Source organism: Streptomyces roseoviridis, assembly GCF_039535235.1.
Taxonomy (GTDB): Bacteria; Actinomycetota; Actinomycetes; order Streptomycetales; family Streptomycetaceae; genus Streptomyces; species Streptomyces roseoviridis.
In genome coordinates this window covers 3,046,904-3,067,355 of the sequence record NZ_BAAAWU010000001.1, presented here as the reverse complement: position 1 = coordinate 3,067,355, position 20,452 = coordinate 3,046,904, and the positions used below count along the sequence as shown (strand labels likewise).

17 protein-coding genes, 1 tRNA gene and 1 pseudogene are annotated in these 20,452 nt (G+C 69.0%); 12 read left to right on the top strand and 7 right to left on the bottom strand.

The window, feature by feature from the left end; translation table 11 throughout:
* Positions 1-45: 45 nt before the first annotated feature.
* Positions 46-1,119, top strand: a pseudogene (locus ABD954_RS13720) (UDP-N-acetylmuramate dehydrogenase); the annotation flags it as partial.
* Between the two features lie 19 nt (positions 1,120-1,138).
* Here the strand turns inward: ABD954_RS13720 and ABD954_RS13715 are convergent.
* The 3 genes from ABD954_RS13715 to ABD954_RS13705 form a co-directional block, all read right to left on the bottom strand.
* A complete protein-coding gene (locus tag ABD954_RS13715) occupies positions 1,139-2,059 on the bottom strand; it encodes a hypothetical protein (RefSeq protein WP_345486292.1) in 921 nt (306 codons plus the stop codon).
* 87 nt (positions 2,060-2,146) lie between these two features.
* Positions 2,147-2,512 carry a peptidase inhibitor family I36 protein gene (locus ABD954_RS13710; RefSeq protein WP_345486291.1) on the bottom strand — a complete coding sequence of 122 codons (366 nt, stop codon included), beginning with the start codon at positions 2,510-2,512 and terminating at the stop codon, positions 2,147-2,149.
* A gap of 200 nt (positions 2,513-2,712) precedes the next feature.
* On the bottom strand, positions 2,713-3,345 hold the full coding sequence (locus tag ABD954_RS13705) for an NAD(P)-dependent oxidoreductase (protein WP_345486290.1): 633 nt from the start codon (positions 3,343-3,345) through the stop codon (positions 2,713-2,715).
* Positions 3,346-3,454: 109 nt separating this feature from the next.
* Between ABD954_RS13705 and ABD954_RS13700 the strand changes: the two genes are divergently transcribed.
* Positions 3,455-4,051: a TetR/AcrR family transcriptional regulator gene (locus ABD954_RS13700; protein WP_345486289.1), complete on the top strand. Its 597-nt coding sequence runs from the start codon at positions 3,455-3,457 to the stop codon at positions 4,049-4,051.
* Here the strand turns inward: ABD954_RS13700 and ABD954_RS13695 are convergent.
* Entirely contained in the window at positions 4,032-5,096 is a 1,065-nt protein-coding gene (locus ABD954_RS13695) for an adenosine deaminase (protein ID WP_345486288.1), read from the bottom strand. The two genes, ABD954_RS13700 and ABD954_RS13695, sit on opposite strands and share 20 nt — an antisense overlap.
* Positions 5,097-5,225: 129 nt before the next feature.
* On the bottom strand, positions 5,226-6,452 hold the full coding sequence (locus ABD954_RS13690; protein ID WP_345486287.1) for a pyridoxal phosphate-dependent aminotransferase: 1,227 nt from the start codon (positions 6,450-6,452) through the stop codon (positions 5,226-5,228).
* Between the two features lie 203 nt (positions 6,453-6,655).
* Between ABD954_RS13690 and ABD954_RS13685 the strand changes: the two genes are divergently transcribed.
* The 10 genes from ABD954_RS13685 to ABD954_RS13640 all read left to right on the top strand — a co-directional run bounded on the left by ABD954_RS13685 (position 6,656) and on the right by ABD954_RS13640 (position 19,888).
* Positions 6,656-6,728, top strand: a tRNA-Trp gene (locus ABD954_RS13685).
* A gap of 106 nt (positions 6,729-6,834) precedes the next feature.
* On the top strand, positions 6,835-7,122 hold the full coding sequence (secE, locus tag ABD954_RS13680) for a preprotein translocase subunit SecE (RefSeq protein ID WP_345486286.1): 288 nt from the start codon (positions 6,835-6,837) through the stop codon (positions 7,120-7,122).
* Between the two features lie 44 nt (positions 7,123-7,166).
* Positions 7,167-8,069, top strand: coding sequence for a transcription termination/antitermination protein NusG (nusG, locus tag ABD954_RS13675; protein WP_345486285.1), 903 nt, complete (start codon positions 7,167-7,169; stop codon positions 8,067-8,069).
* Between the two features lie 159 nt (positions 8,070-8,228).
* On the top strand, positions 8,229-8,663 hold the full coding sequence (gene rplK / locus ABD954_RS13670) for a 50S ribosomal protein L11 (protein WP_345486284.1): 435 nt from the start codon (positions 8,229-8,231) through the stop codon (positions 8,661-8,663).
* Between the two features lie 79 nt (positions 8,664-8,742).
* Positions 8,743-9,471 carry a 50S ribosomal protein L1 gene (gene rplA, locus ABD954_RS13665; protein WP_309054882.1) on the top strand — a complete coding sequence of 243 codons (729 nt, stop codon included), beginning with the start codon at positions 8,743-8,745 and terminating at the stop codon, positions 9,469-9,471.
* A gap of 162 nt (positions 9,472-9,633) precedes the next feature.
* Positions 9,634-10,563: an SCO4651 family lipoprotein gene (locus ABD954_RS13660; protein ID WP_345486283.1), complete on the top strand. Its 930-nt coding sequence runs from the start codon at positions 9,634-9,636 to the stop codon at positions 10,561-10,563.
* Positions 10,564-10,815: 252 nt separating this feature from the next.
* A complete protein-coding gene (gene rplJ / locus ABD954_RS13655; protein WP_345486282.1) occupies positions 10,816-11,346 on the top strand; it encodes a 50S ribosomal protein L10 in 531 nt (176 codons plus the stop codon).
* 122 nt (positions 11,347-11,468) lie between these two features.
* Positions 11,469-11,858, top strand: a complete 390-nt coding sequence (gene rplL, locus ABD954_RS13650) for a 50S ribosomal protein L7/L12 (protein ID WP_345486281.1) — start codon at positions 11,469-11,471, stop codon at positions 11,856-11,858.
* 547 nt (positions 11,859-12,405) lie between these two features.
* The gene (rpoB, locus tag ABD954_RS13645) at positions 12,406-15,888 is read left to right on the top strand and encodes a DNA-directed RNA polymerase subunit beta (protein ID WP_345486280.1); all 3,483 of its coding nucleotides are present in this window, start codon (positions 12,406-12,408) and stop codon (positions 15,886-15,888) included.
* A 100-nt stretch (positions 15,889-15,988) separates the two neighbouring features.
* A complete protein-coding gene (locus tag ABD954_RS13640) occupies positions 15,989-19,888 on the top strand; it encodes a DNA-directed RNA polymerase subunit beta' (protein WP_345486279.1) in 3,900 nt (1,299 codons plus the stop codon).
* Positions 19,889-19,960: 72 nt separating this feature from the next.
* Here ABD954_RS13640 and ABD954_RS13635 read toward each other — a convergent pair whose 3' ends face one another.
* The gene (locus ABD954_RS13635; RefSeq protein ID WP_345486278.1) at positions 19,961-20,224 is read right to left on the bottom strand and encodes a hypothetical protein; all 264 of its coding nucleotides are present in this window, start codon (positions 20,222-20,224) and stop codon (positions 19,961-19,963) included.
* Complete coding sequence (locus ABD954_RS13630; RefSeq protein ID WP_345486277.1) at positions 20,211-20,447, bottom strand: hypothetical protein; 237 nt, start codon at positions 20,445-20,447, stop codon at positions 20,211-20,213. Before ABD954_RS13630 ends, ABD954_RS13635 begins: the two co-directional genes overlap by 14 nt.
* Positions 20,448-20,452: the final 5 nt, after the last annotated feature.

Sequence of the window (20,452 nt, the reverse complement as noted above, 5' to 3'; positions counted from 1 at the left end):
GGTGTTCTTCCTGGGAGACGGTTCGTCTCCCAGGAAGGACGGCCCCGTACTCTTGAGCCCGTGCAGCTCCTCCACGACGCCCCCCTCGCCCCCCTGACCACCTTCCGGCTCGGCGGACCCGCCACCCGGCTCGTCACCGCCACCACGGACGACGAGGTGGTCGCCGCGGTCCGCGAGGCCGACGCCTCCGGGACTCCGCTGCTCGTCATCGGCGGCGGTTCCAACCTGGTCATCGGCGACAAGGGTTTCGACGGCACCGCCCTGCACATCGCCACCCGCGGCTTCGCCCTCGACGGGAACCGCCTGGAGCTCGCCGCCGGCGAGGTGTGGACGGACGCCGTCGCACGGACCGTCGAGGCCGGGCTCGCCGGGATCGAGTGCCTGGCCGGCATCCCCGGCTCGGCCGGTGCGACCCCCATCCAGAACGTCGGCGCCTACGGGCAGGACGTCTCCGCCACCATCACCGAGGTCGTCGCCTACGACCGCCGGGCCGAGGAGACCGTCGTCCTCACCAACGCCGAGTGCGCCTTCTCCTACCGCCACAGCCGCTTCAAGCAGGACCCCGACCGCTATGTGGTCCTCCGGGTCCGTTTCGAGCTGGAGGACGCCGACGGGCTGTCCGCCCCCCTCGCGTACCCGGAGACGGCCCGCGCCCTCGGCGTCGAGGCGGGCGACCGCGTGCCGCTCGCACAGGCCCGGGAGACCGTCCTCGCGCTGCGCGCCGGCAAGGGCATGGTCCTCGACCCGGAGGACCACGACACGTGGTCGGCGGGGTCGTTCTTCACCAACCCGATCCTGACGGCCGGGCAGTACGCCGCGTTCCTCGCGCGGGTGGCCGACCGGCTCGGCCCCGAGGTCACCCCGCCCGCCTACCCGACGGGCGAGGACGGCTCGGTCAAGACCTCCGCCGCCTGGCTGATCGACAAGGCCGGCTTCGTGAAGGGCTACGGTTCCGGGCCCGCCCGGATCTCCACCAAGCACACCCTCGCGCTCACCAACCGCGGCGAGGCCACCACCGAGGACCTGCTGGCGCTCGCCCGCGAGGTCGTCGCCGGTGTCGAGGACGCCTTCGGGATCACCCTCGTCAACGAGCCCGTGATGGTAGGCGTCGGCCTCTGACGTCAGGCCCCTCTCGTCCTCATCGCGCCGTCGGTGAAGCCCTCAGCCGTGCGACCGCATCGGCGTTGAGGCGCCGGAAGTCCGCGGCCTCCCTGGCATGGAGCTCGGTCCAGTGCCGGGTGGCCTGCTCGTACAGGCTTCGGTGGGTCTTCGACCGGCCCACTTGGCGGTCGCACTCGGCCGCGGCGACGGCGAGCGGGACGGCCCGCTCCCGGGGCAGGGTGCCCGCCCGGGCGCGGGCTTCGTCCGGGGTGGCGAAGGCGTGGCCCCGGGCGCGGACGCAGCTGCTCCAGCGGGCCGTGGCCTCCTTGTACGCGGGGCTCCTGCCGACCTCCTCGTCCACGGGCCGGAAGCGGGCGTGCACGAAGGTGTCGGCGCGGGCCCACGCCGCGTAGTCGCCGAACAGTGCGGTGCGGGCCTCCGCGAAACACCCGGCCGTGGGGTGCTCCATGGTGCCGACGCCAGGGACCGCGACCTTGATCCTCTGCTGCTCCGGCGGCCCCATCAGGGCCTTCTCCCAGGCGGCGCGCCGCTGGGGGGACAGCCCCGTGAGGTACGTCCGCTCCTGGAGCTCGGCGGGGGAGTCGGGTGGCGCGGGGGTGCCGGGGGCCGGGCCGAAGCCCTCACGCCGGGCGCGGGACACGTCGTCCAGCGTCAGCTCCCGCTGCTGCGCGACGGCCTCGGCCCGGAGCTCGTCGACGTCGGCGGAGTCGTAGAAGAAGGCGAAGCCCTGGCGGGCCATGCACTCCCGTACCAGGGCGCGCTCGGCGTCCGCGAGCAGCGCCCTGGTCTCGGCGGGCAGATCGAGGTCGCCGGGCCGCGTGGACACCGGAACGGGGGCGGGGGCGGGGGCCGGCGGGGAGGAGCAGGCGGCGGCCGTGAGGAGGAGGGCGGCGGCGAGGAGCCGGAGCAGGGCTCGGGCTGGGGCACTGCGCGTCATGGAGGGCCTTCCGGTACCCGGTGCGGACGTACGGGCGCGGTACGGGTCGCACACGACCCGTACCGCCCGCGGCGGACAGGGCGTCTCTCAGCAGGCGGACACCTTGCTGAGGGAGGCCAGCTGCTTCGCCGGGTTGTGCTGGTACCAGAGGGTGCCGGGGCGGGAGCAGGCGTAGACGGAGCCGCTGGTCCGGTTGGGCTGGTGGTGGAGCTTCATGGCGGCCGACGACATGCGGTTGAAGGAGGAGTTGTCGTTCTTGTACACGGCCCCCGGCACCAGGTCGGAGTGCCAGCTGAACTTCTCCCAGACCCCTTCGTGGTTGGCGCGCGTCCACACGCAGTAGTTGCCGGACGGGCAGTCGTGCGGGCCCGCCTGGGCGGGGGCGGCGGCGAGGACGCCGCCGACGAGGAGCACGCCCACGGCGGACGCCACGGACACCATCTTCTTGATCACGGGATTCACCTCGGTCGTCGGAGGTACGGAAACGCCCGGCGTCAGAGCGTCGGGCGAGGCCCATGGTGTGGTCCGGTGCGTCCGTGGCGGCAATGCGCGCGGACCGTCCCGGACAGACCTGCGTGCTTCCGTGCTGGTCGGGGGTTGTCCGGGACGCTGTCCCACACGACCGCCGGCCCGAGAGGGCGGAGAGAGGGGGCTCAGTAGGCGACGCCCACGCCCTGCTTCACCGTCGCCGGGTCGTCGATCATCGCCAGCATCGCGTGGGCCACGTCGGCACGCGCGAGGGAGCGGCCGCGCGGCGGGTTTCCGCCGACCACGCGCCGGTATCGGCCGGTGACCGGCCTGTCCGTGAGCTTGGGCGGGCGTACGGACGTCCAGTCGGTCGCGCTCGCGGCGAGATCGGCCTCCATCGCGCGCAGGTCGGCGTAGATGTCCTTCAGGACGGAGTTGACGATCGCGAGCACGGCCTTGTCGGCCACGCCCTGGCCGTCGGGGACGGGACCCACGGGTGCGGCGCTGACCACGAGGAGCCGGCGGGTCCCCGATCCCTCCATGGCGCGCAGGACCGACCGGGTCAGCCGGGTGGCGATGCCCGCGTCGGCGCGGCTGCGCGCGCCCAGGCCGGAGAGGACCGCGTGCCGGTCCGCCACCGCCTCGCGCAGCGCCTCCGGGTCGGACAGATCCGAGCGGAAGACGTCGAGCCGGGCGCCGGTGACGGTGAACCGGGCCGGATCGCGGACCACGGCGGTCACCTCGTGGCCCGCGTCCAGGGCCTGACGGACGATCTCCTGGCCGATGCCGCCGGTGGCACCGAAGACGGTGAGCTTCATGTCGAACTCTCCAGAGTGGGCGAGGTCAGCGGGTGAGTGAGTACTCACTCACCTCTAGAGTGGGTGGGCACTCACCCACCCGTCAAGCCGTTCCCCTCCCGGAGTCCTTGTGGAGCAGAAGCCGACCCGCACCCGGATCCTCGACGCCGCCCGCGACCTCATGCGCACCGCCGGCCTGGCCCGCACCACCACCAAGGAGATCGCCAAGGCCGCCGGCTGCTCGGAGGCGGCGCTCTACAAACACTTCACCAGCAAGGAGGAGCTGTTCGTCACCGTCCTCAAGGAACGGCTGCCCAAGCTGGGCGACCTCCTCGGCACTCTCGCCGTCGACCCCCAGGGACGGGGCGTCGAGGAGAACCTCGCCGAGATCGCCCGCCGGGCCGCGCTCTTCTACGAGCAGACCTTCCCGATGGCCGCCTCGCTCTACGCCGAACCCCAGCTAAAGGCCCGCCACGACGAGGCCATGCGTGAACTCGGCGTCGGCCCCCACAAACCCATCGAGGGCCTCGCCGACTACCTCCGCGCCGAGCAGGCCCACGGCAGGATCAGCCCCGCCGCCGACCCGCACGCCGCCGCCTCGCTCCTCCTCGGGGCCTGCGCCCAGCGTGCCTTCGCCTACGAGACGACCCCGGACCGCCGGCCGCCGCAGGACGTCGACGACTTCGCCCGCTCGCTCGCCCGCACCCTCATGCGCGGGATCGGCTAGCCGCTTCCCCGCTCCCGCCCACCGGGGCCGCCAGCCAGTCGTCGATCCCGGCGAGGAGCTTGCGCCGTACGTCCTCCGGGGCCGCCGAGCCCCGCACGGACTGCCGGGCCAGCTCCGCGAGCTCCGCGTCCGTGAAGCCGTGGTGCTCGCGGGCGATCTCGTACTGCGCCGCCAGCCGGGAGCCGAAGAGCAGCGGGTCGTCCGCGCCGAGCGCCATCGGGACCCCTGCCTCGAAGAGCGTCCGCAGCGGCACGTCCTGCGGCTTCTCGTACACCCCGAGCGCCACGTTGGACGCAGGGCACACCTCGCACGTCACGCCGCGCTCCGCGAGCCTGCGCAGCAGCCGCGGGTCCTCGGCCGCCCGCACCCCGTGCCCCACCCGGGCCGCCCGCAGGTCGTCCAGGCAGTCCCGGACCGAGGAGGGCCCGGTCAGCTCGCCGCCGTGCGGGGCCGCCAGCAGACCGCCGTCCCGGGCGATGGCGAAGGCCCGGTCGAAGTCGCGGGCCATGCCCCGCCGCTCGTCGTTGGAGAGCCCGAAGCCGACCACGCCCCGGTCCGCGTAGCGCACCGCCAGCCGGGCCAGGGTGCGCGCCTCCAGGGGGTGCTTCATCCGGTTCGCCGCGACCAGCACGCGCATGCCGAGCCCGGTCTCGCGGGAGGCGGAGTCCACCGCGTCGAGGATGATCTCCAGGGCGGGGATCAGACCGCCGAGCAGCGGCGCGTACGAGGTCGGGTCGACCTGGATCTCCAGCCAGCCGGAGCCGTCCCTGACGTCCTCCTGGGCCGCCTCGCGCACCAGCCGCCTGATGTCCGCGGGCTCGCGCAGGCAGGAGCGGGCGATGTCGTAGAGCCGCTGGAAGCGGAACCAGCCGCGTTCGTCCGTGGCCCGCAGCTTCGGCGGCGTGCCGCCCTTGAGCGCGTCGGGGAGGTGCACCCCGTACTTGTCGGCCAGTTCCAGCAGGGTCGAGGGCCGCATCGAGCCGGTGAAGTGCAGGTGCAGATGGGCCTTGGGGAGGGCGGCGAGGTCTCGGTGAACGTGCTCCATCGGCCGATACTGCCGCACTCGAATGGACGAGAACAGTCCGTTTCCCCGATCGGGACCTTGCCCGAACGCGAGAACGGGCCCCCGGTTCCGGAGAACCAGGAGCCCGCCACTTCCGAAAATCCGGAGGTGCTAGTCGCGCGCCTCGGCCAGCAGCTTCTGGATCCGGGACACGCCCTCCACCAGGTCCTCGTCGCCCAGCGCGTACGAGAGGCGGAGGTAGCCCGGGGTGCCGAAGGCCTCGCCCGGGACGACCGCGACCTCGGCCTCGTCCAGGATCAGCGCGGCCAGCTCCACCGAGTCCTGCGGACGCTTGCCGCGGATCTCCTTGCCCAGCAGCCCCTTCACCGACGGGTACGCGTAGAAGGCGCCCTCCGGCGTCGGGCAGTACACGCCCTCGATCTCGTTGAGCATCCGCACGATCGTCTGGCGGCGGCGGTCGAAGGCGGTGCGCATCTCGGCGACCGCGTCCAGGTTCCCGGACACGGCGGCGAGCGCGGCGACCTGCGCCACGTTGCTCACGTTGGAGGTGGCGTGCGACTGCAGGTTGGTTGCGGCCTTGACGACGTCCTTCGGGCCGATGATCCAGCCCACCCGCCAGCCCGTCATCGCGTACGTCTTGGCGACACCGTTGACCACGATGCACTTGTCGCGCAGCTCGGGCACGAGCGCCGGCAGCGAGGTGAACGTCGCGTCGCCGTAGACCAGGTGCTCGTAGATCTCGTCGGTGAGCACCCACAGGCCGTGCTCGACGGCCCAGCGGCCGATCGCCTCGGCGTCGGCCTGGCTGTAGACGGCGCCGGTCGGGTTCGACGGGGACACGAAGAGGACGACCTTGGTCCGCTCCGTGCGCGCCGCCTCCAGCTGCTCCACCGACACCCGGTAGCCGGTCGTCTCGTCGGCCACGACCTCCACCGGGACACCGCCGGCGAGACGGATCGACTCGGGGTACGTGGTCCAGTACGGGGCCGGGACGATGACCTCGTCGCCCGGGTCGAGGATCGCGGCGAACGCCTCGTAGATGGCCTGCTTGCCGCCGTTGGTGACCAGGATCTGGGAGGCGTCGACCTCGTAGCCGGAGTCGCGCAGCGTCTTGGCGGCGATGGCGGACTTGAGCTCGGGCAGGCCGCCGGCCGGCGTGTAGCGGTGGTACTTCGGGTTCTTGCAGGCCTCCACGGCCGCCTCGACGATGTAGTCCGGCGTCGGGAAGTCGGGCTCACCCGCGCCGAAACCGATGACCGGGCGCCCGGCGGCCTTGAGTGCCTTGGCCTTGGCGTCGACGGCGAGGGTGGCGGACTCGGAGATCGCACCGATCCGGGCGGAGACCCGGCGCTCGGTGGGAGGGGTAGCAGCGCTCATGCGGCCCATCGTCCCAGACCCCAAACCGCCCCGGCACACAGGTTTCACGGACCGGACAGGAACGGTCATTCACGGTCGCGGGCAGGTCCGGCGGCAGGTCGGACCCGTTTCTGTTCGACGTGAGGGCCCATGACCACGTACACTCACTGCTCGTTGGCCCGCACCGACCACATCTCCTGATGCGGTAGGTTGGGGAACCACAAAGGGTCGTAGCTCAATTGGTAGAGCACCGGTCTCCAAAACCGGCGGTTGGGGGTTCAAGTCCCTCCGGCCCTGCTACACACACCGCCAGGTTGTGTGCGCATGTACGTACTTCATTGCACCGCCGTGCGGCTCCACCCCGGGCGCGGCACGGCCACGACCCGGAATCAGGTGAGAGATCGTGACGGACGCCGTAGGCTCCATCGACATGCCTGATGCCGAAGACGCCACTCCGGAGTCCAAGAAGAAGGCCCGGAAGGGCGGCAAGCGCGGCAAGAAGGGCCCCCTCGGCCGTCTCGCGCTCTTCTACCGCCAGGTCGTCGCGGAACTCCGCAAGGTCGTCTGGCCGACGCGAGGCCAGCTGACGACGTACACCACCGTGGTGATTGTCTTCGTTGTCATCATGATCGGCCTCGTGACCGTGATTGACTATGGCTTCCAGGAAGCAGTCAAGTACGTCTTCGGCTGACTTTTTGTTCCACCCCATCTGTATCGCAGGAAGAAGCAGCCACCGTGTCTGACGCGAACCTGAACGACGCCTTCGAGTCCGAGTCCGTCGAGGACGAGCTCGACATCGTCGAGGCGGCCGACGAGGACCAGGACGAGGCTGCGGACGTCGAGGCCGGGATCGAGGCCGACGAGGTCGAGGTCGAGGACGCCGAGGACGACGGCACCGAGACCGCTGACGTCGAGGCCGCCGAGGAAGAGGCCGAGGAGGCCGTGTCGGCCGAGGCCGGCGACGCCGAGGAGAGCGACGAGACCGAGGACGCGGAGGAGGCCGCCGAGCCCGCCGCGCCGGTCGACCCCGTCGCCGCGCTCCGCGAGGAGCTGCGTGGCCTGCCCGGCGAGTGGTACGTGATCCACACCTACGCGGGCTACGAGAAGCGCGTGAAGGCCAACCTGGAGCAGCGTGCCGTCTCGCTGAACGTCGAGGACTTCATCTACCAGGCCGAGGTCCCCGAGGAAGAGATCGTCCAGATCAAGAACGGCGAGCGCAAGAACGTCCGGCAGAACAAGCTGCCCGGTTACGTGCTCGTCCGCATGGACCTGACGAACGAGTCCTGGGGCGTCGTCCGCAACACGCCCGGCGTCACCGGCTTCGTGGGCAACGCCTACGACCCGTACCCGCTGACCCTGGACGAGATCGTCAAGATGCTCGCCCCGGAGGCCGAGGAGAAGGCCGCCCGCGAGGCCGCAGAGGCCGAGGGCAAGCCGGCTCCGGCCCGCAAGGTCGAGGTCCAGGTCCTGGACTTCGAGGTCGGCGACTCGGTCACCGTCACCGACGGCCCCTTCGCCACCCTCCAGGCCACGATCAACGAGATCAACGCCGACTCGAAGAAGGTCAAGGGCCTCGTCGAGATCTTCGGTCGCGAGACCCCGGTCGAGCTCAGCTTCGACCAGATCCAGAAGAACTGACACACCAGGTTTCCGGACAGGTCAGAGGGGCTGCGACAGCCCCTCTGACCTGCTCGGTTTTTGGCCGCGCAGCTATACCCGTTATCGTTGTGCGGTATGCCTCCATCCGGATGACCGGATGGACCGGCTGAAAACTCTCACTAGGACCCGGAGAGAGCTATGCCTCCCAAGAAGAAGAAGGTCACGGGGCTTATCAAGCTCCAGATCAACGCCGGTGCGGCCAACCCGGCCCCGCCGGTCGGCCCCGCGCTCGGCCAGCACGGCGTCAACATCATGGAGTTCTGCAAGGCCTACAACGCCGCGACCGAGTCGCAGCGTGGCATGGTCGTGCCGGTGGAGATCACGGTCTACGAGGACCGTTCCTTCACCTTCATCACCAAGACCCCCCCGGCCGCCAAGCTGATCCTCAAGGCCGCGGGTGTGGACAAGGGCTCCGGCGAGCCGCACAAGACCAAGGTCGCGAAGCTCACGAGCGCCCAGGTCCGCGAGATCGCGTCGGTCAAGCTGCCCGACCTGAACGCCAACGACCTGGACGCCGCCGAGAAGATCATCGCCGGCACCGCCCGTTCCATGGGCATCACGGTCGAGGGCTGATCACCCCCGTAGTCCTTCAGTGGCAGGACCACGCGCTGGTCCGTACCACGACTCCACACCTGAACACACAGGAGCAGAAGTGAAGCGCAGCAAGTCCCTCCGGGCTGCCGACGCCAAGATCGACCGGGAGAAGCTCTACGCCCCGCTCGAGGCCGTGCGTCTGGCCAAGGAGACCTCCACCACCAAGTTCGACGGCACCGTCGAGGTGGCCTTCCGTCTGGGCGTCGACCCGCGCAAGGCCGACCAGATGGTCCGTGGCACCGTGAACCTTCCGCACGGCACCGGTAAGACCGCCCGGGTCCTGGTCTTCGCGACCGGTGACCGTGCCGAGGCCGCGATCGCCGCGGGCGCCGACATCGTCGGCTCCGACGAGCTCATCGACGAGATCTCCAAGGGCAACCGCCTGAACGAGTTCGACGCCGTGGTGGCCACCCCGGACCTCATGGGCAAGGTCGGCCGCCTCGGCCGCGTCCTCGGCCCGCGTGGTCTCATGCCGAACCCGAAGACCGGCACCGTCACCCCCGATGTCGCCAAGGCTGTCAACGACATCAAGGGCGGCAAGATCGAGTTCCGCGTCGACAAGCACTCGAACCTGCACTTCATCATCGGCAAGGTCTCCTTCGACGAGACCAAGCTGGTGGAGAACTACGGCGCCGCGCTGGAGGAGATCCTCCGTCTGAAGCCGTCCGCCGCCAAGGGTCGCTACATCAAGAAGGCCGCCATCGCCACCACGATGGGCCCCGGCATTCCGGTCGACCCGAACCGCACCCGCAACCTCCTCGTCGAGGAGGACCCGGCCGCGGTCTGAGCCCCCTGAAGGCTCAGGAGCCCCTCGCGGCTCCAGCGTCCTGAAACCGCCCCCCACGCCTCCCGAGGCGTGGGGGGCGGTTCATTTCCCGGCGCGGCTGTCGGTGCCCCGGGGTACCGTGCTCCCGGGCATTCGAACGGAAGAGCGCAAGGGGTGGGATTCATGAGCATGTCCGCATGGAAGCGCGCGGGCGTGGCGCTGACGGCGACCGCCGTCGTCACGGGCGTGGCCGGCTGCCAGGACGGTGGCGACGCCAAGAAGGCGGCGGAGGCACCGGCGAAGGCGGTGACGATGGGCCTCGGTGAGGTGACGAAGGCGCTCACGGCCGCGTTCCAGAAGACGTCCGAGGCCAAGTCCGCCAAGGTGACCATGACCATGAGCATGCGGGGCGTCGGCGCCCAGTCCGGCACGGCCACGCTCACCGGTGTCCAGGGCTGGGACCCCGCGGCGATGGACATCACCATGAGGGGTTCTCTGCTGGGCGCGGGTGACCCGGACGCCCCGGACCAGACGCGCATGATCATGCTCGACGGCGTGATGTACATGGACGTGGGGGCCGAGCGCGCTGCCGAGACGGACGGCAAGCGGTGGATGAAGCTCGACCTCGAGGCCGCCGCACAGGAGTCCGGGGACACGGCACTGCAGAAGCAGATGACCGGTGGCCTGGACAACATGAACCAGGACCCGGCCCAGCAGCTCGCCCTGCTCCTGGAGTCCCCGGATCTGAAGCACGTCGGCGCCGAGAAGGTCAACGGCATGGAGACCGACCACTACAAGGGCACGCTCAGCGTCGAGCAGATGCTCAAGGCCAACAAGTCGTCGAAGCTCCTCACCAAGGAGCAGCACGACTCGCTCGTCGCCGGCGTGAAGAAGGCCGGTCTCAAGGGCTACGACACCGAGGTCTGGGTGACCGAAGAGGGCTATCCGGCGCGGATGGTCGTCGGCATGTCCATGGCCCAGGGCACCGTGCACATGCGGGCCGACTACAGCGACTACGGCGCCCGAGCCGCCGTCCAGGCGCCCCCGGCCGAGGACACCTTCGACCTGTTCGCGCTGTTGAGGGAGGCCGGCCAGGAGCCCGGACAGGGCTGATTTGCTCCTGGACGCCACCGTCGCGTACGCTTCCACAGAAGCCAAAGACCGCTGGTCGTCGCTGTGCCCGTGAGGGTGCGGAGGCCGAAGGATTCGCTGAGAGATGCGAGCGACCCGCGCAGGTGACAGTGGATGAGTTCCCGGATCGTTCTCGATGCGGTCGAGCTGAGCCCCGTGCGCCTGCGCCCGGGGCGTTTTGTTTTGTTCAGTCCCTTCCGCGCGGTCCCATCACCCGGAAGGAGGCCGACGCTTATGGCAAGGCCCGACAAGGCTGCCTCGGTGGCCGAGCTGGAGGACCAGTTCCGCAGCTCGAACGCCGCTGTGCTGACCGAGTACCGGGGTCTCACCGTTGCGCAGCTCAAGACGCTGCGTCGTTCGCTCGGTGAGAACGCCCAGTACGCCGTGGTGAAGAACACGCTGACCAAGATTGCGGCCAACCAGGCCGGGATCACCGCGCTGGACGACCAGTTCACTGGTCCGACCGCGGTCGCCTTCGTCACCGGTGACCCGGTGGAGTCGGCGAAGGCGCTGCGTGACTTCGCCAAGGAGAACCCGAACCTCATCATCAAGGGCGGTGTCCTTGAGGGTAAGGCGCTCTCCGCCGATGAGATCAAGAAGCTTGCGGACCTCGAGTCCCGCGAGGTTCTGCTCAGCAAGCTGGCCGGCGCGTTCAAGGGCAAGCAGTCCCAGGCTGCCTCGCTCTTCCAGGCGCTGCCGTCGAAGCTCGTCCGCACCGTGGACGCGCTCCGTGCCAAGCAGGCCGAGCAGGGCGGTGCCGAGTAATTCGGCTCGCGCAATGATCCGAGCCGCCGCCTAGCCGGCGGAGCGGGTCACAGCGGGCCGACAGTACGCCCGCCTCACATGTACATCCGGCACCTGCCGATTTAGTGGAAGGATCGCCCATCATGGCGAAGCTCTCTCAGGAAGACCTGCTCGCGCAGTTCGAGGAGATGACCCTCATCGAGCTCTCCGAGTTCGTGAAGGCGTTCGAGGAGAAGTTCGACGTCACCGCCGCCGCGGCCGTCGCCGTTGCCGCCCCGGGTGCCGCTGGTGGCGCCGGTGGCGCCGAGGCCGTCGAGGAGAAGGACGAGTTCGACGTCATCCTCACCGGCGCCGGCGACAAGAAGATCCAGGTCATCAAGGTCGTGCGTGAGCTGACCTCCCTGGGTCTGAAGGAGGCCAAGGACCTCGTCGACGGCACCCCGAAGCCGGTCCTCGAGAAGGTCAACAAGGAAGCCGCTGACAAGGCCAAGGAGGCCCTCGAGGGCGCCGGCGCCTCCGTCGAGGTCAAGTAAGACCTCGTCGCGTCTCGCGACTCCTGCTGAGCGTGCTGTAACGCTCTGAGCCTGAAGGGCGATCATCCATCTGGGTGGTCGCCCTTCGGCGTTCCCGGGACCCGCGTGGCGGCGGTCGTCCGGGCCCGGGGAAGCGGAGTATGGTGATCTTCGCCGTGCGCCGCGCAGAGGCAGGGGCCTTGACGAACCGCACGCAGCGCGCAATTCTCAGGACGCGTCGTCACAACGATCCGTTTCCGAGGCATGGATCGACGACCGAACGGGCAGTATCGAGGTGCGCCGCACGGCGCGACGTAGCGCGGAGTTGAGAACAACGAGGGTCGCGAATTGCTCGCCCTGGACATCAGTGGGCCAAGTGGCTACACTGACCCTTTGCGCTGCCTGTTAGCTGCCCCCTGCCCGTCACCAGGGGCATCCCCTCGCATCAGCATCCTGGGCCTACCGCCCCTGACCTGGCTTTATCGCCATTTCAGGGCCGTCCGCCCAGGGGGCTCCGCTAGGGACCGGTACGCGCGTAGTGAGTCCGAGCCCTCGGAAGGACCCCCTCTTGGCCGCCTCGCGCAACGCCTCGACCAATACGAACAACGGCGCCAGCACCGCCCCGCTGCGCATCTCCTTTGCAAAGATCAAGGAGCCCCTCGAGGTTCCGAACCTCCTCGCGCTCCAGACCGAGAGCTTCGACTGGCTGCTCGGCAACGCCGCGTGGAAGGCTCGCGTCGAGGCCGCCCTTGAGTCGGGACAGGACGTCCCCACGAAGTCCGGCCTGGAGGAGATCTTCGAGGAGATCTCCCCGATCGAGGACTTCTCCGGGTCGATGTCGCTGACCTTCCGCGACCACCGCTTCGAGCCGCCGAAGAACTCCATCGAGGAGTGCAAGGACCGTGACTTCACGTACGGTGCCCCGCTCTTCGTCACCGCCGAGTTCACCAACAACGAGACCGGCGAGATCAAGTCCCAGACGGTCTTCATGGGCGACTTCCCGCTCATGACCAACAAGGGCACCTTCGTCATCAACGGCACCGAGCGTGTCGTCGTGTCGCAGCTGGTCCGTTCCCCTGGTGTCTACTTCGACTCCTCCATCGACAAGACGTCCGACAAGGACATCTTCTCCGCCAAGATCATCCCGTCCCGGGGTGCCTGGCTGGAGATGGAGATCGACAAGCGCGACATGGTCGGCGTCCGCATCGACCGCAAGCGCAAGCAGTCCGTCACCGTCCTCCTGAAGGCGCTCGGCTGGACCACCGAGCAGATCCTGCAGGAGTTCGGCGAGTACGAGTCCATGCGCGCCACCCTGGAGAAGGACCACACCCAGGGCCAGGACGACGCGCTGCTCGACATCTACCGCAAGCTCCGTCCGGGCGAGCCGCCGACGCGCGAGGCCGCCCAGACGCTGCTCGAGAACCTGTACTTCAACCCCAAGCGCTACGACCTCGCGAAGGTCGGCCGCTACAAGGTCAACAAGAAGCTCGGGGCCGACGAGCCGCTGGACGCGGGTGTCCTCACCACCGACGACATCATCGCGACCATCAAGTACCTGGTGAAGCTGCACGCCGGCGAGACCGAGACGGTCGGCGAGAACGGCAACACGATCGTCGTCGAGACCGACGACATCGACCACTTCGGCAACCGCCGCCTGCGCAACGTCGGCGAGCTGATCCAGAACCAGGTCCGCACCGGCCTCGCGCGCATGGAGCGCGTCGTCCGCGAGCGCATGACCACCCAGGACGTCGAGGCGATCACGCCGCAGACCCTGATCAACATCCGGCCGGTCGTCGCCTCCATCAAGGAGTTCTTCGGCACCAGCCAGCTGTCCCAGTTCATGGACCAGAACAACCCGCTGTCGGGTCTGACGCACAAGCGTCGTCTGTCCGCGCTGGGTCCCGGTGGTCTGTCCCGTGAGCGGGCCGGCTTCGAGGTCCGAGACGTGCACCCGTCCCACTACGGACGCATGTGCCCGATCGAGACCCCCGAAGGCCCGAACATCGGTCTGATCGGTTCGCTCGCCTCGTACGGCCGCGTCAACGCGTTCGGCTTCGTCGAGACGCCGTACCGCAAGGTCGTCGACGGCCAGGTCACCGACGAGGTCGACTACCTGACCGCCGACGAGGAGGACCGCTTCGTCATCGCGCAGGCCAACGCCGCGCTCAACGACGACCTGCAGTTCACCGAGGCCCGCGTCCTGGTCCGCCGCCGTGGCGGCGAGGTCGACTACGTCTCCCCGTCCGACGTGGACTACATGGACGTCTCGCCGCGCCAGATGGTGTCGGTCGCGACCGCCATGATCCCGTTCCTCGAGCACGACGACGCCAACCGTGCCCTCATGGGCGCGAACATGATGCGTCAGGCCGTCCCGCTGATTAAGTCGGAGGCCCCGCTCGTCGGCACCGGCATGGAGTACCGCTGCGCCACCGACGCCGGCGACGTGCTCAAGGCCGAGAAGGACGGTGTGATCCAGGAGCTGTCCGCGGACTACATCACCGTGGCCAACGACGACGGCACCTACATCACGTACCGCCTGGCCAAGTTCTCCCGCTCGAACCAGGGCACCTCGGTCAACCAGAAGGTCGTCGTCTCCGAGGGCGACCGCGTGATCGAGGGCCAGGTCCTCGCCGACGGCCCCGCCACCGAGAACGGTGAGATGGCGCTCGGCAAGAACCTGCTCGTCGCGTTCATGCCGTGGGAGGGTCACAACTACGAGGACGCGATCATCCTGTCGCAGCGCCTCGTCCAGGACGACGTCCTCTCCTCGATCCACATCGAGGAGCACGAGGTCGACGCCCGTGACACCAAGCTCGGCCCCGAGGAGATCACCCGGGACATCCCGAACGTCTCCGAGGAGGTCCTCGCCGACCTCGACGAGCGCGGCATCATCCGCATCGGTGCCGAGGTCGTCGCCGGCGACATCCTGGTCGGCAAGGTCACGCCCAAGGGTGAGACCGAGCTGACCCCGGAGGAGCGCCTGCTCCGCGCGATCTTCGGTGAGAAGGCCCGTGAGGTCCGTGACACCTCGCTGAAGGTCCCGCACGGCGAGACCGGCAAGGTCATCGGCGTCCGCGTCTTCGACCGCGAGGAGGGCGACGAGCTTCCCCCGGGCGTGAACCAGCTGGTCCGCGTCTACGTCGCCCAGAAGCGCAAGATCACCGACGGTGACAAGCTCGCCGGCCGTCACGGCAACAAGGGTGTCATCTCCAAGATCCTCCCGATCGAGGACATGCCGTTCCTCGAGGACGGCACCCCGGTCGACATCATCCTCAACCCGCTCGGCGTCCCGTCCCGAATGAACCCGGGACAGGTCCTGGAGATCCACCTCGGCTGGCTCGCCAGCCGCGGCTGGGACGTCTCCGGCCTCGCCGACGAGTGGGCGCAGCGCCTCCAGGCGATCGGCGCCGACAAGGTGGAGCCCGGCACCAACGTCGCCACCCCGGTCTTCGACGGTGCGCGTGAGGACGAGCTCGCGGGTCTGCTCCAGCACACCATCCCGAACCGCGACGGCGAGCGCATGGTGCTCCCCTCCGGCAAGGCGCGCCTGTTCGACGGCCGCTCCGGCGAGCCGTTCCCGGACCCGATCTCGGTCGGGTACATGTACATCCTCAAGCTCCACCACCTGGTCGACGACAAGCTGCACGCCCGTTCGACCGGCCCGTACTCGATGATCACCCAGCAGCCGCTGGGTGGTAAGGCCCAGTTCGGTGGTCAGCGCTTCGGTGAGATGGAGGTGTGGGCGCTGGAGGCATACGGCGCCGCGTACGCCCTCCAGGAGCTGCTGACGATCAAGTCCGACGACGTGACCGGCCGCGTGAAGGTCTACGAGGCCATCGTCAAGGGCGAGAACATCCCTGAGCCCGGCATCCCCGAGTCCTTCAAGGTGCTCATCAAGGAGATGCAGTCCCTGTGCCTCAACGTGGAGGTGCTGTCCTCGGACGGCATGTCCATCGAGATGCGCGACACCGACGAGGACGTCTTCCGCGCAGCGGAGGAGCTCGGTATCGACCTGTCCCGGCGCGAGCCGAGCAGCGTCGAAGAGGTCTGACGGGAGTCCGGTACGGGGGCTCAGCAATGAGCCCCCGGCCGGCCCCAGGACCCCCGTATCAGACCCACAGCCTTACAACCCTGAGAGGGATTGACGCATAGTGCTCGACGTCAACTTCTTCGACGAGCTCCGGATCGGTCTGGCCACCGCTGACGACATCCGTCAGTGGAGCCACGGCGAGGTCAAGAAGCCGGAGACCATCAACTACCGCACGCTCAAGCCCGAGAAGGACGGACTCTTCTGCGAGAAGATCTTCGGTCCGACCCGGGACTGGGAGTGCTACTGCGGCAAGTACAAGCGCGTCCGCTTCAAGGGCATCATCTGTGAGCGGTGTGGCGTCGAGGTCACCCGCGCCAAGGTGCGCCGTGAGCGGATGGGCCACATCGAGCTGGCCGCTCCCGTCACCCACATCTGGTACTTCAAGGGCGTTCCGTCGCGTCTTGGCTACCTGCTCGACCTCGCCCCGAAGGACCTGGAGAAGGTCATCTACTTCGCGGCGTACATGATCACGTACGTCGACGACGAGCGCCGTACGCGTGACCTGCCGTCGCTGGAGGCCCACGTCTCCGTCGAGCGCCAGCAGATCGAGAACCGCCGCGACGCCGACCTCGAGGCCCGTGCCAAGAAGCTCGAGACCGACCTGGCCGAGCTGGAGGCCGAGGGCGCCAAGGCCGACGTGCGCCGCAAGGTGCGCGAGGGCGCCGAGCGCGAGATGAAGCAGCTGCGCGACCGCGCGCAGCGCGAGATCGACCGCCTCGACGAGGTCTGGACCCGCTTCAAGAACCTCAAGGTCCAGGACCTGGAGGGCGACGAGCTCCTCTACCGCGAGCTGCGTGACCGCTTCGGCACGTACTTCGACGGCTCGATGGGCGCCGCGGCGCTGCAGAAGCGCCTGGAGTCCTTCGACCTGGAGGAGGAGGCGGAGAAGCTCCGCGAGATCATCCGCACCGGCAAGGGCCAGAAGAAGACCCGTGCGCTCAAGCGCCTCAAGGTCGTCTCCGCGTTCCTGCAGACCGCGAACAGCCCCAAGGGCATGGTTCTCGACTGCGTGCCGGTCATCCCGCCGGACCTGCGTCCGATGGTGCAGCTCGACGGTGGCCGTTTCGCGACCTCCGACCTGAACGACCTGTACCGCCGCGTCATCAACCGCAACAACCGTCTGAAGCGTCTGCTCGACCTCGGTGCCCCCGAGATCATCGTGAACAACGAGAAGCGGATGCTCCAGGAGGCGGTCGACGCCCTCTTCGACAACGGCCGTCGCGGCCGCCCGGTCACGGGCCCCGGCAACCGTCCGTTGAAGTCCCTCAGCGACATGCTCAAGGGCAAGCAGGGTCGATTCCGCCAGAACCTGCTCGGCAAGCGCGTGGACTACTCCGCGCGTTCCGTCATCGTCGTCGGCCCGCAGCTCAAGCTGCACCAGTGCGGTCTGCCGAAGGCCATGGCGCTCGAGCTCTTCAAGCCGTTCGTGATGAAGCGCCTGGTCGACCTGAACCACGCGCAGAACATCAAGTCGGCCAAGCGGATGGTCGAGCGCGGCCGCACGGTCGTGTACGACGTCCTCGAAGAGGTCATCGCCGAGCACCCGGTTCTGCTGAACCGTGCTCCCACGCTGCACCGCCTCGGCATCCAGGCCTTCGAGCCCCAGCTGGTCGAGGGCAAGGCCATCCAGATCCACCCGCTCGTCTGCACCGCGTTCAACGCGGACTTCGACGGTGACCAGATGGCCGTCCACCTGCCGCTCTCCGCGGAGGCGCAGGCCGAGGCCCGCATCCTGATGCTGTCCTCGAACAACATCCTCAAGCCCGCCGACGGCCGTCCGGTGACGATGCCGACCCAGGACATGGTCCTCGGTCTGTTCTTCCTCACCACCGACGGCGAGCTGCGGGACGTCAAGGGCGAGGGCCGCGCGTTCGGCTCCACGGCCGAGGCGATCATGGCGTTCGACGCCGGCGAGCTGTCGCTGCAGTCGCAGATCGACATCCGCTTCCCGATCGGCACCGTTCCGCCGCGCGGCTGGGTTCCCCCGGTCGCCGAGGAGGGCGAGCCGGAGTGGCAGCAGGGTGACTCGTTCCGCCTGCGGACGACCCTGGGCCGCGCGCTCTTCAACGAGCTGCTGCCCGAGGACTACCCGTTCGTCGACTACTCCGTCGGCAAGAAGCAGCTCTCCGAGATCGTCAACGACCTCGCCGAGCGCTACCCCAAGGTCATCGTGGCGGCGACGCTCGACAACCTGAAGGCGGCGGGCTTCTACTGGGCGACCCGTTCCGGTGTCACCGTGGCCATCTCCGACGTCGTCGTCCCCGAGGCGAAGAAGGCGATCGTCGCCGGCTACGAGGCTCAGGACGAGAAGGTCCAGAAGCAGTACGAGCGCGGTCTGATCACCAAGGAAGAGCGCACTCAGGAGCTCATCGCGATCTGGACCAAGGCGACCAACGAGGTCGCCGAGGCCATGAACGAGAACTTCCCCAAGACGAACCCCATCTTCATGATGGTTGACTCGGGTGCCCGAGGAAACATGATGCAGATGCGGCAGATCGCCGGTATGCGTGGTCTGGTGTCGAACGCCAAGAACGAGACGATCCCGCGTCCGATCAAGGCGTCCTTCCGCGAGGGCCTGTCCGTGCTCGAGTACTTCATCTCGACCCACGGTGCCCGTAAGGGTCTCGCCGACACCGCCCTGCGTACCGCCGACTCGGGTTACCTGACCCGTCGTCTGGTGGACGTCTCGCAGGACGTGATCATCCGCGAGGAGGACTGTGGCACCGACCGCGGCCTCAAGCTGAAGATCGCCGTCAAGGACGAGGCCGGCGTGCTGCGCAAGGCCGAGGACGTCGAGACCAGCGTGTACGCGCGCTGCCTCGCCGAGGACGTCGTCGTCGACGGCAAGGTGCTGGCCCCGGCCGGCGTCGACCTCGGTGACGTGCTCATCGACCAGCTGGTCACCGCGGGCGTCGAGGAGGTCAAGACCCGCTCGGTCCTGACCTGTGAGTCCGCCGTCGGCACCTGCGCCATGTGCTACGGCCGCTCGCTGGCCACCGGCAAGCTGGTCGACATCGGTGAGGCGGTCGGCATCATCGCCGCCCAGTCCATCGGTGAGCCCGGTACCCAGCTGACGATGCGTACCTTCCACACCGGTGGTGTGGCCGGTGACGACATCACCCAGGGTCTGCCCCGTGTCGTCGAGCTCTTCGAGGCCCGGCAGCCGAAGGGTGTCGCCCCGATCTCGGAGGCGGCCGGCCGCGTCCGCATCGAGGAGACCGAGAAGACCAAGAAGATCGTCGTCACCCCGGACGACGGCAGCGACGAGACCGCTTACCCGATCTCGAAGCGCGCCCGTCTGCTGGTGGGCGAGGGCGACCACGTCGAGGTGGGCCAGAAGCTCACCGTGGGTGCCACCAACCCGCACGACGTGCTGCGCATCCTCGGCCAGCGTGCGGTCCAGGTCCACCTGGTCGGCGAAGTCCAGAAGGTCTACAACTCGCAGGGCGTGTCGATCCACGACAAGCACATCGAGATCATCATCCGGCAGATGCTGCGCCGCGTGACGATCATCGAGTCCGGCGACGCGGAGCTGCTGCCGGGCGAGCTCGTGGAGCGCTCGCGCTTCGAGCAGGAGAACCGTCGTGTGGTCCAGGAAGGCGGCCACCCGGCCTCCGGCCGTCCGCAGCTGATGGGTATCACCAAGGCCTCGCTCGCCACCGAGTCGTGGCTGTCGGCGGCGTCCTTCCAGGAGACGACCAGGGTCCTGACCGACGCGGCGATCAACGCCAAGTCGGACTCCCTGATCGGCCTCAAGGAGAACGTCATCATCGGTAAGCTCATCCCGGCCGGTACGGGTCTGTCCCGCTACCGCAACATCCGGGTCGAGCCGACCGAGGAGGCCAAGGCCGCGATGTACTCGGCCGTCGGCTACGACGACATCGACTACTCGCCGTTCGGCACCGGCTCCGGCCAGGCCGTCCCGCTGGAGGACTACGACTACGGTCCGTACAACCAGTAGGCAGTAGCGCGGTAAAAGCGAAGAAGGGCGGCACCCCGCGAGGGGTGCCGCCCTTCGGCGCGTCCGGGGCTGCTAGCGGCCGGCCAGCTCCCACAGGGCGAGGCCGAGGCCGGCGGTGGCCGTCAGCGCGGCGACCGAGGCGATCGGCCAGCGCGCCCGTTCCAGGGCGTCGAGCCGGGCCTCGTGGTCGGCGAGCTGCTTGTCGGTCTGGTCGCTGCGCTGGACGAGCAGCGCGAGGGAGCCGTCGACGCGGGCGAAGCCGGCCTCCAGGGTGCCGCGCAGCCGCTCCAGTTCGAGGGCGACGGCGACCGGGTCGTTCGGGTCAGGCTCGGCCATCGGCCCCATCCTCCGGGGTGGTGCGCAGCCAGGACGGCAGCAGGGCCTGGAAGGCCGGGACGGCCATCACCCGGGTGAGGGCGCCGGCGACGGCGATTGCCCCGGCGACCCAGGGGAGGGTGGCGGGGATCCCGGAGGCGTCGACGAGCGCCGGCAGCACGACGGCGATGCCGACGGCGGTCTGCACGATCGTGCGGATCGTGCGCTTGGCGGCTTCGGACATGGGTG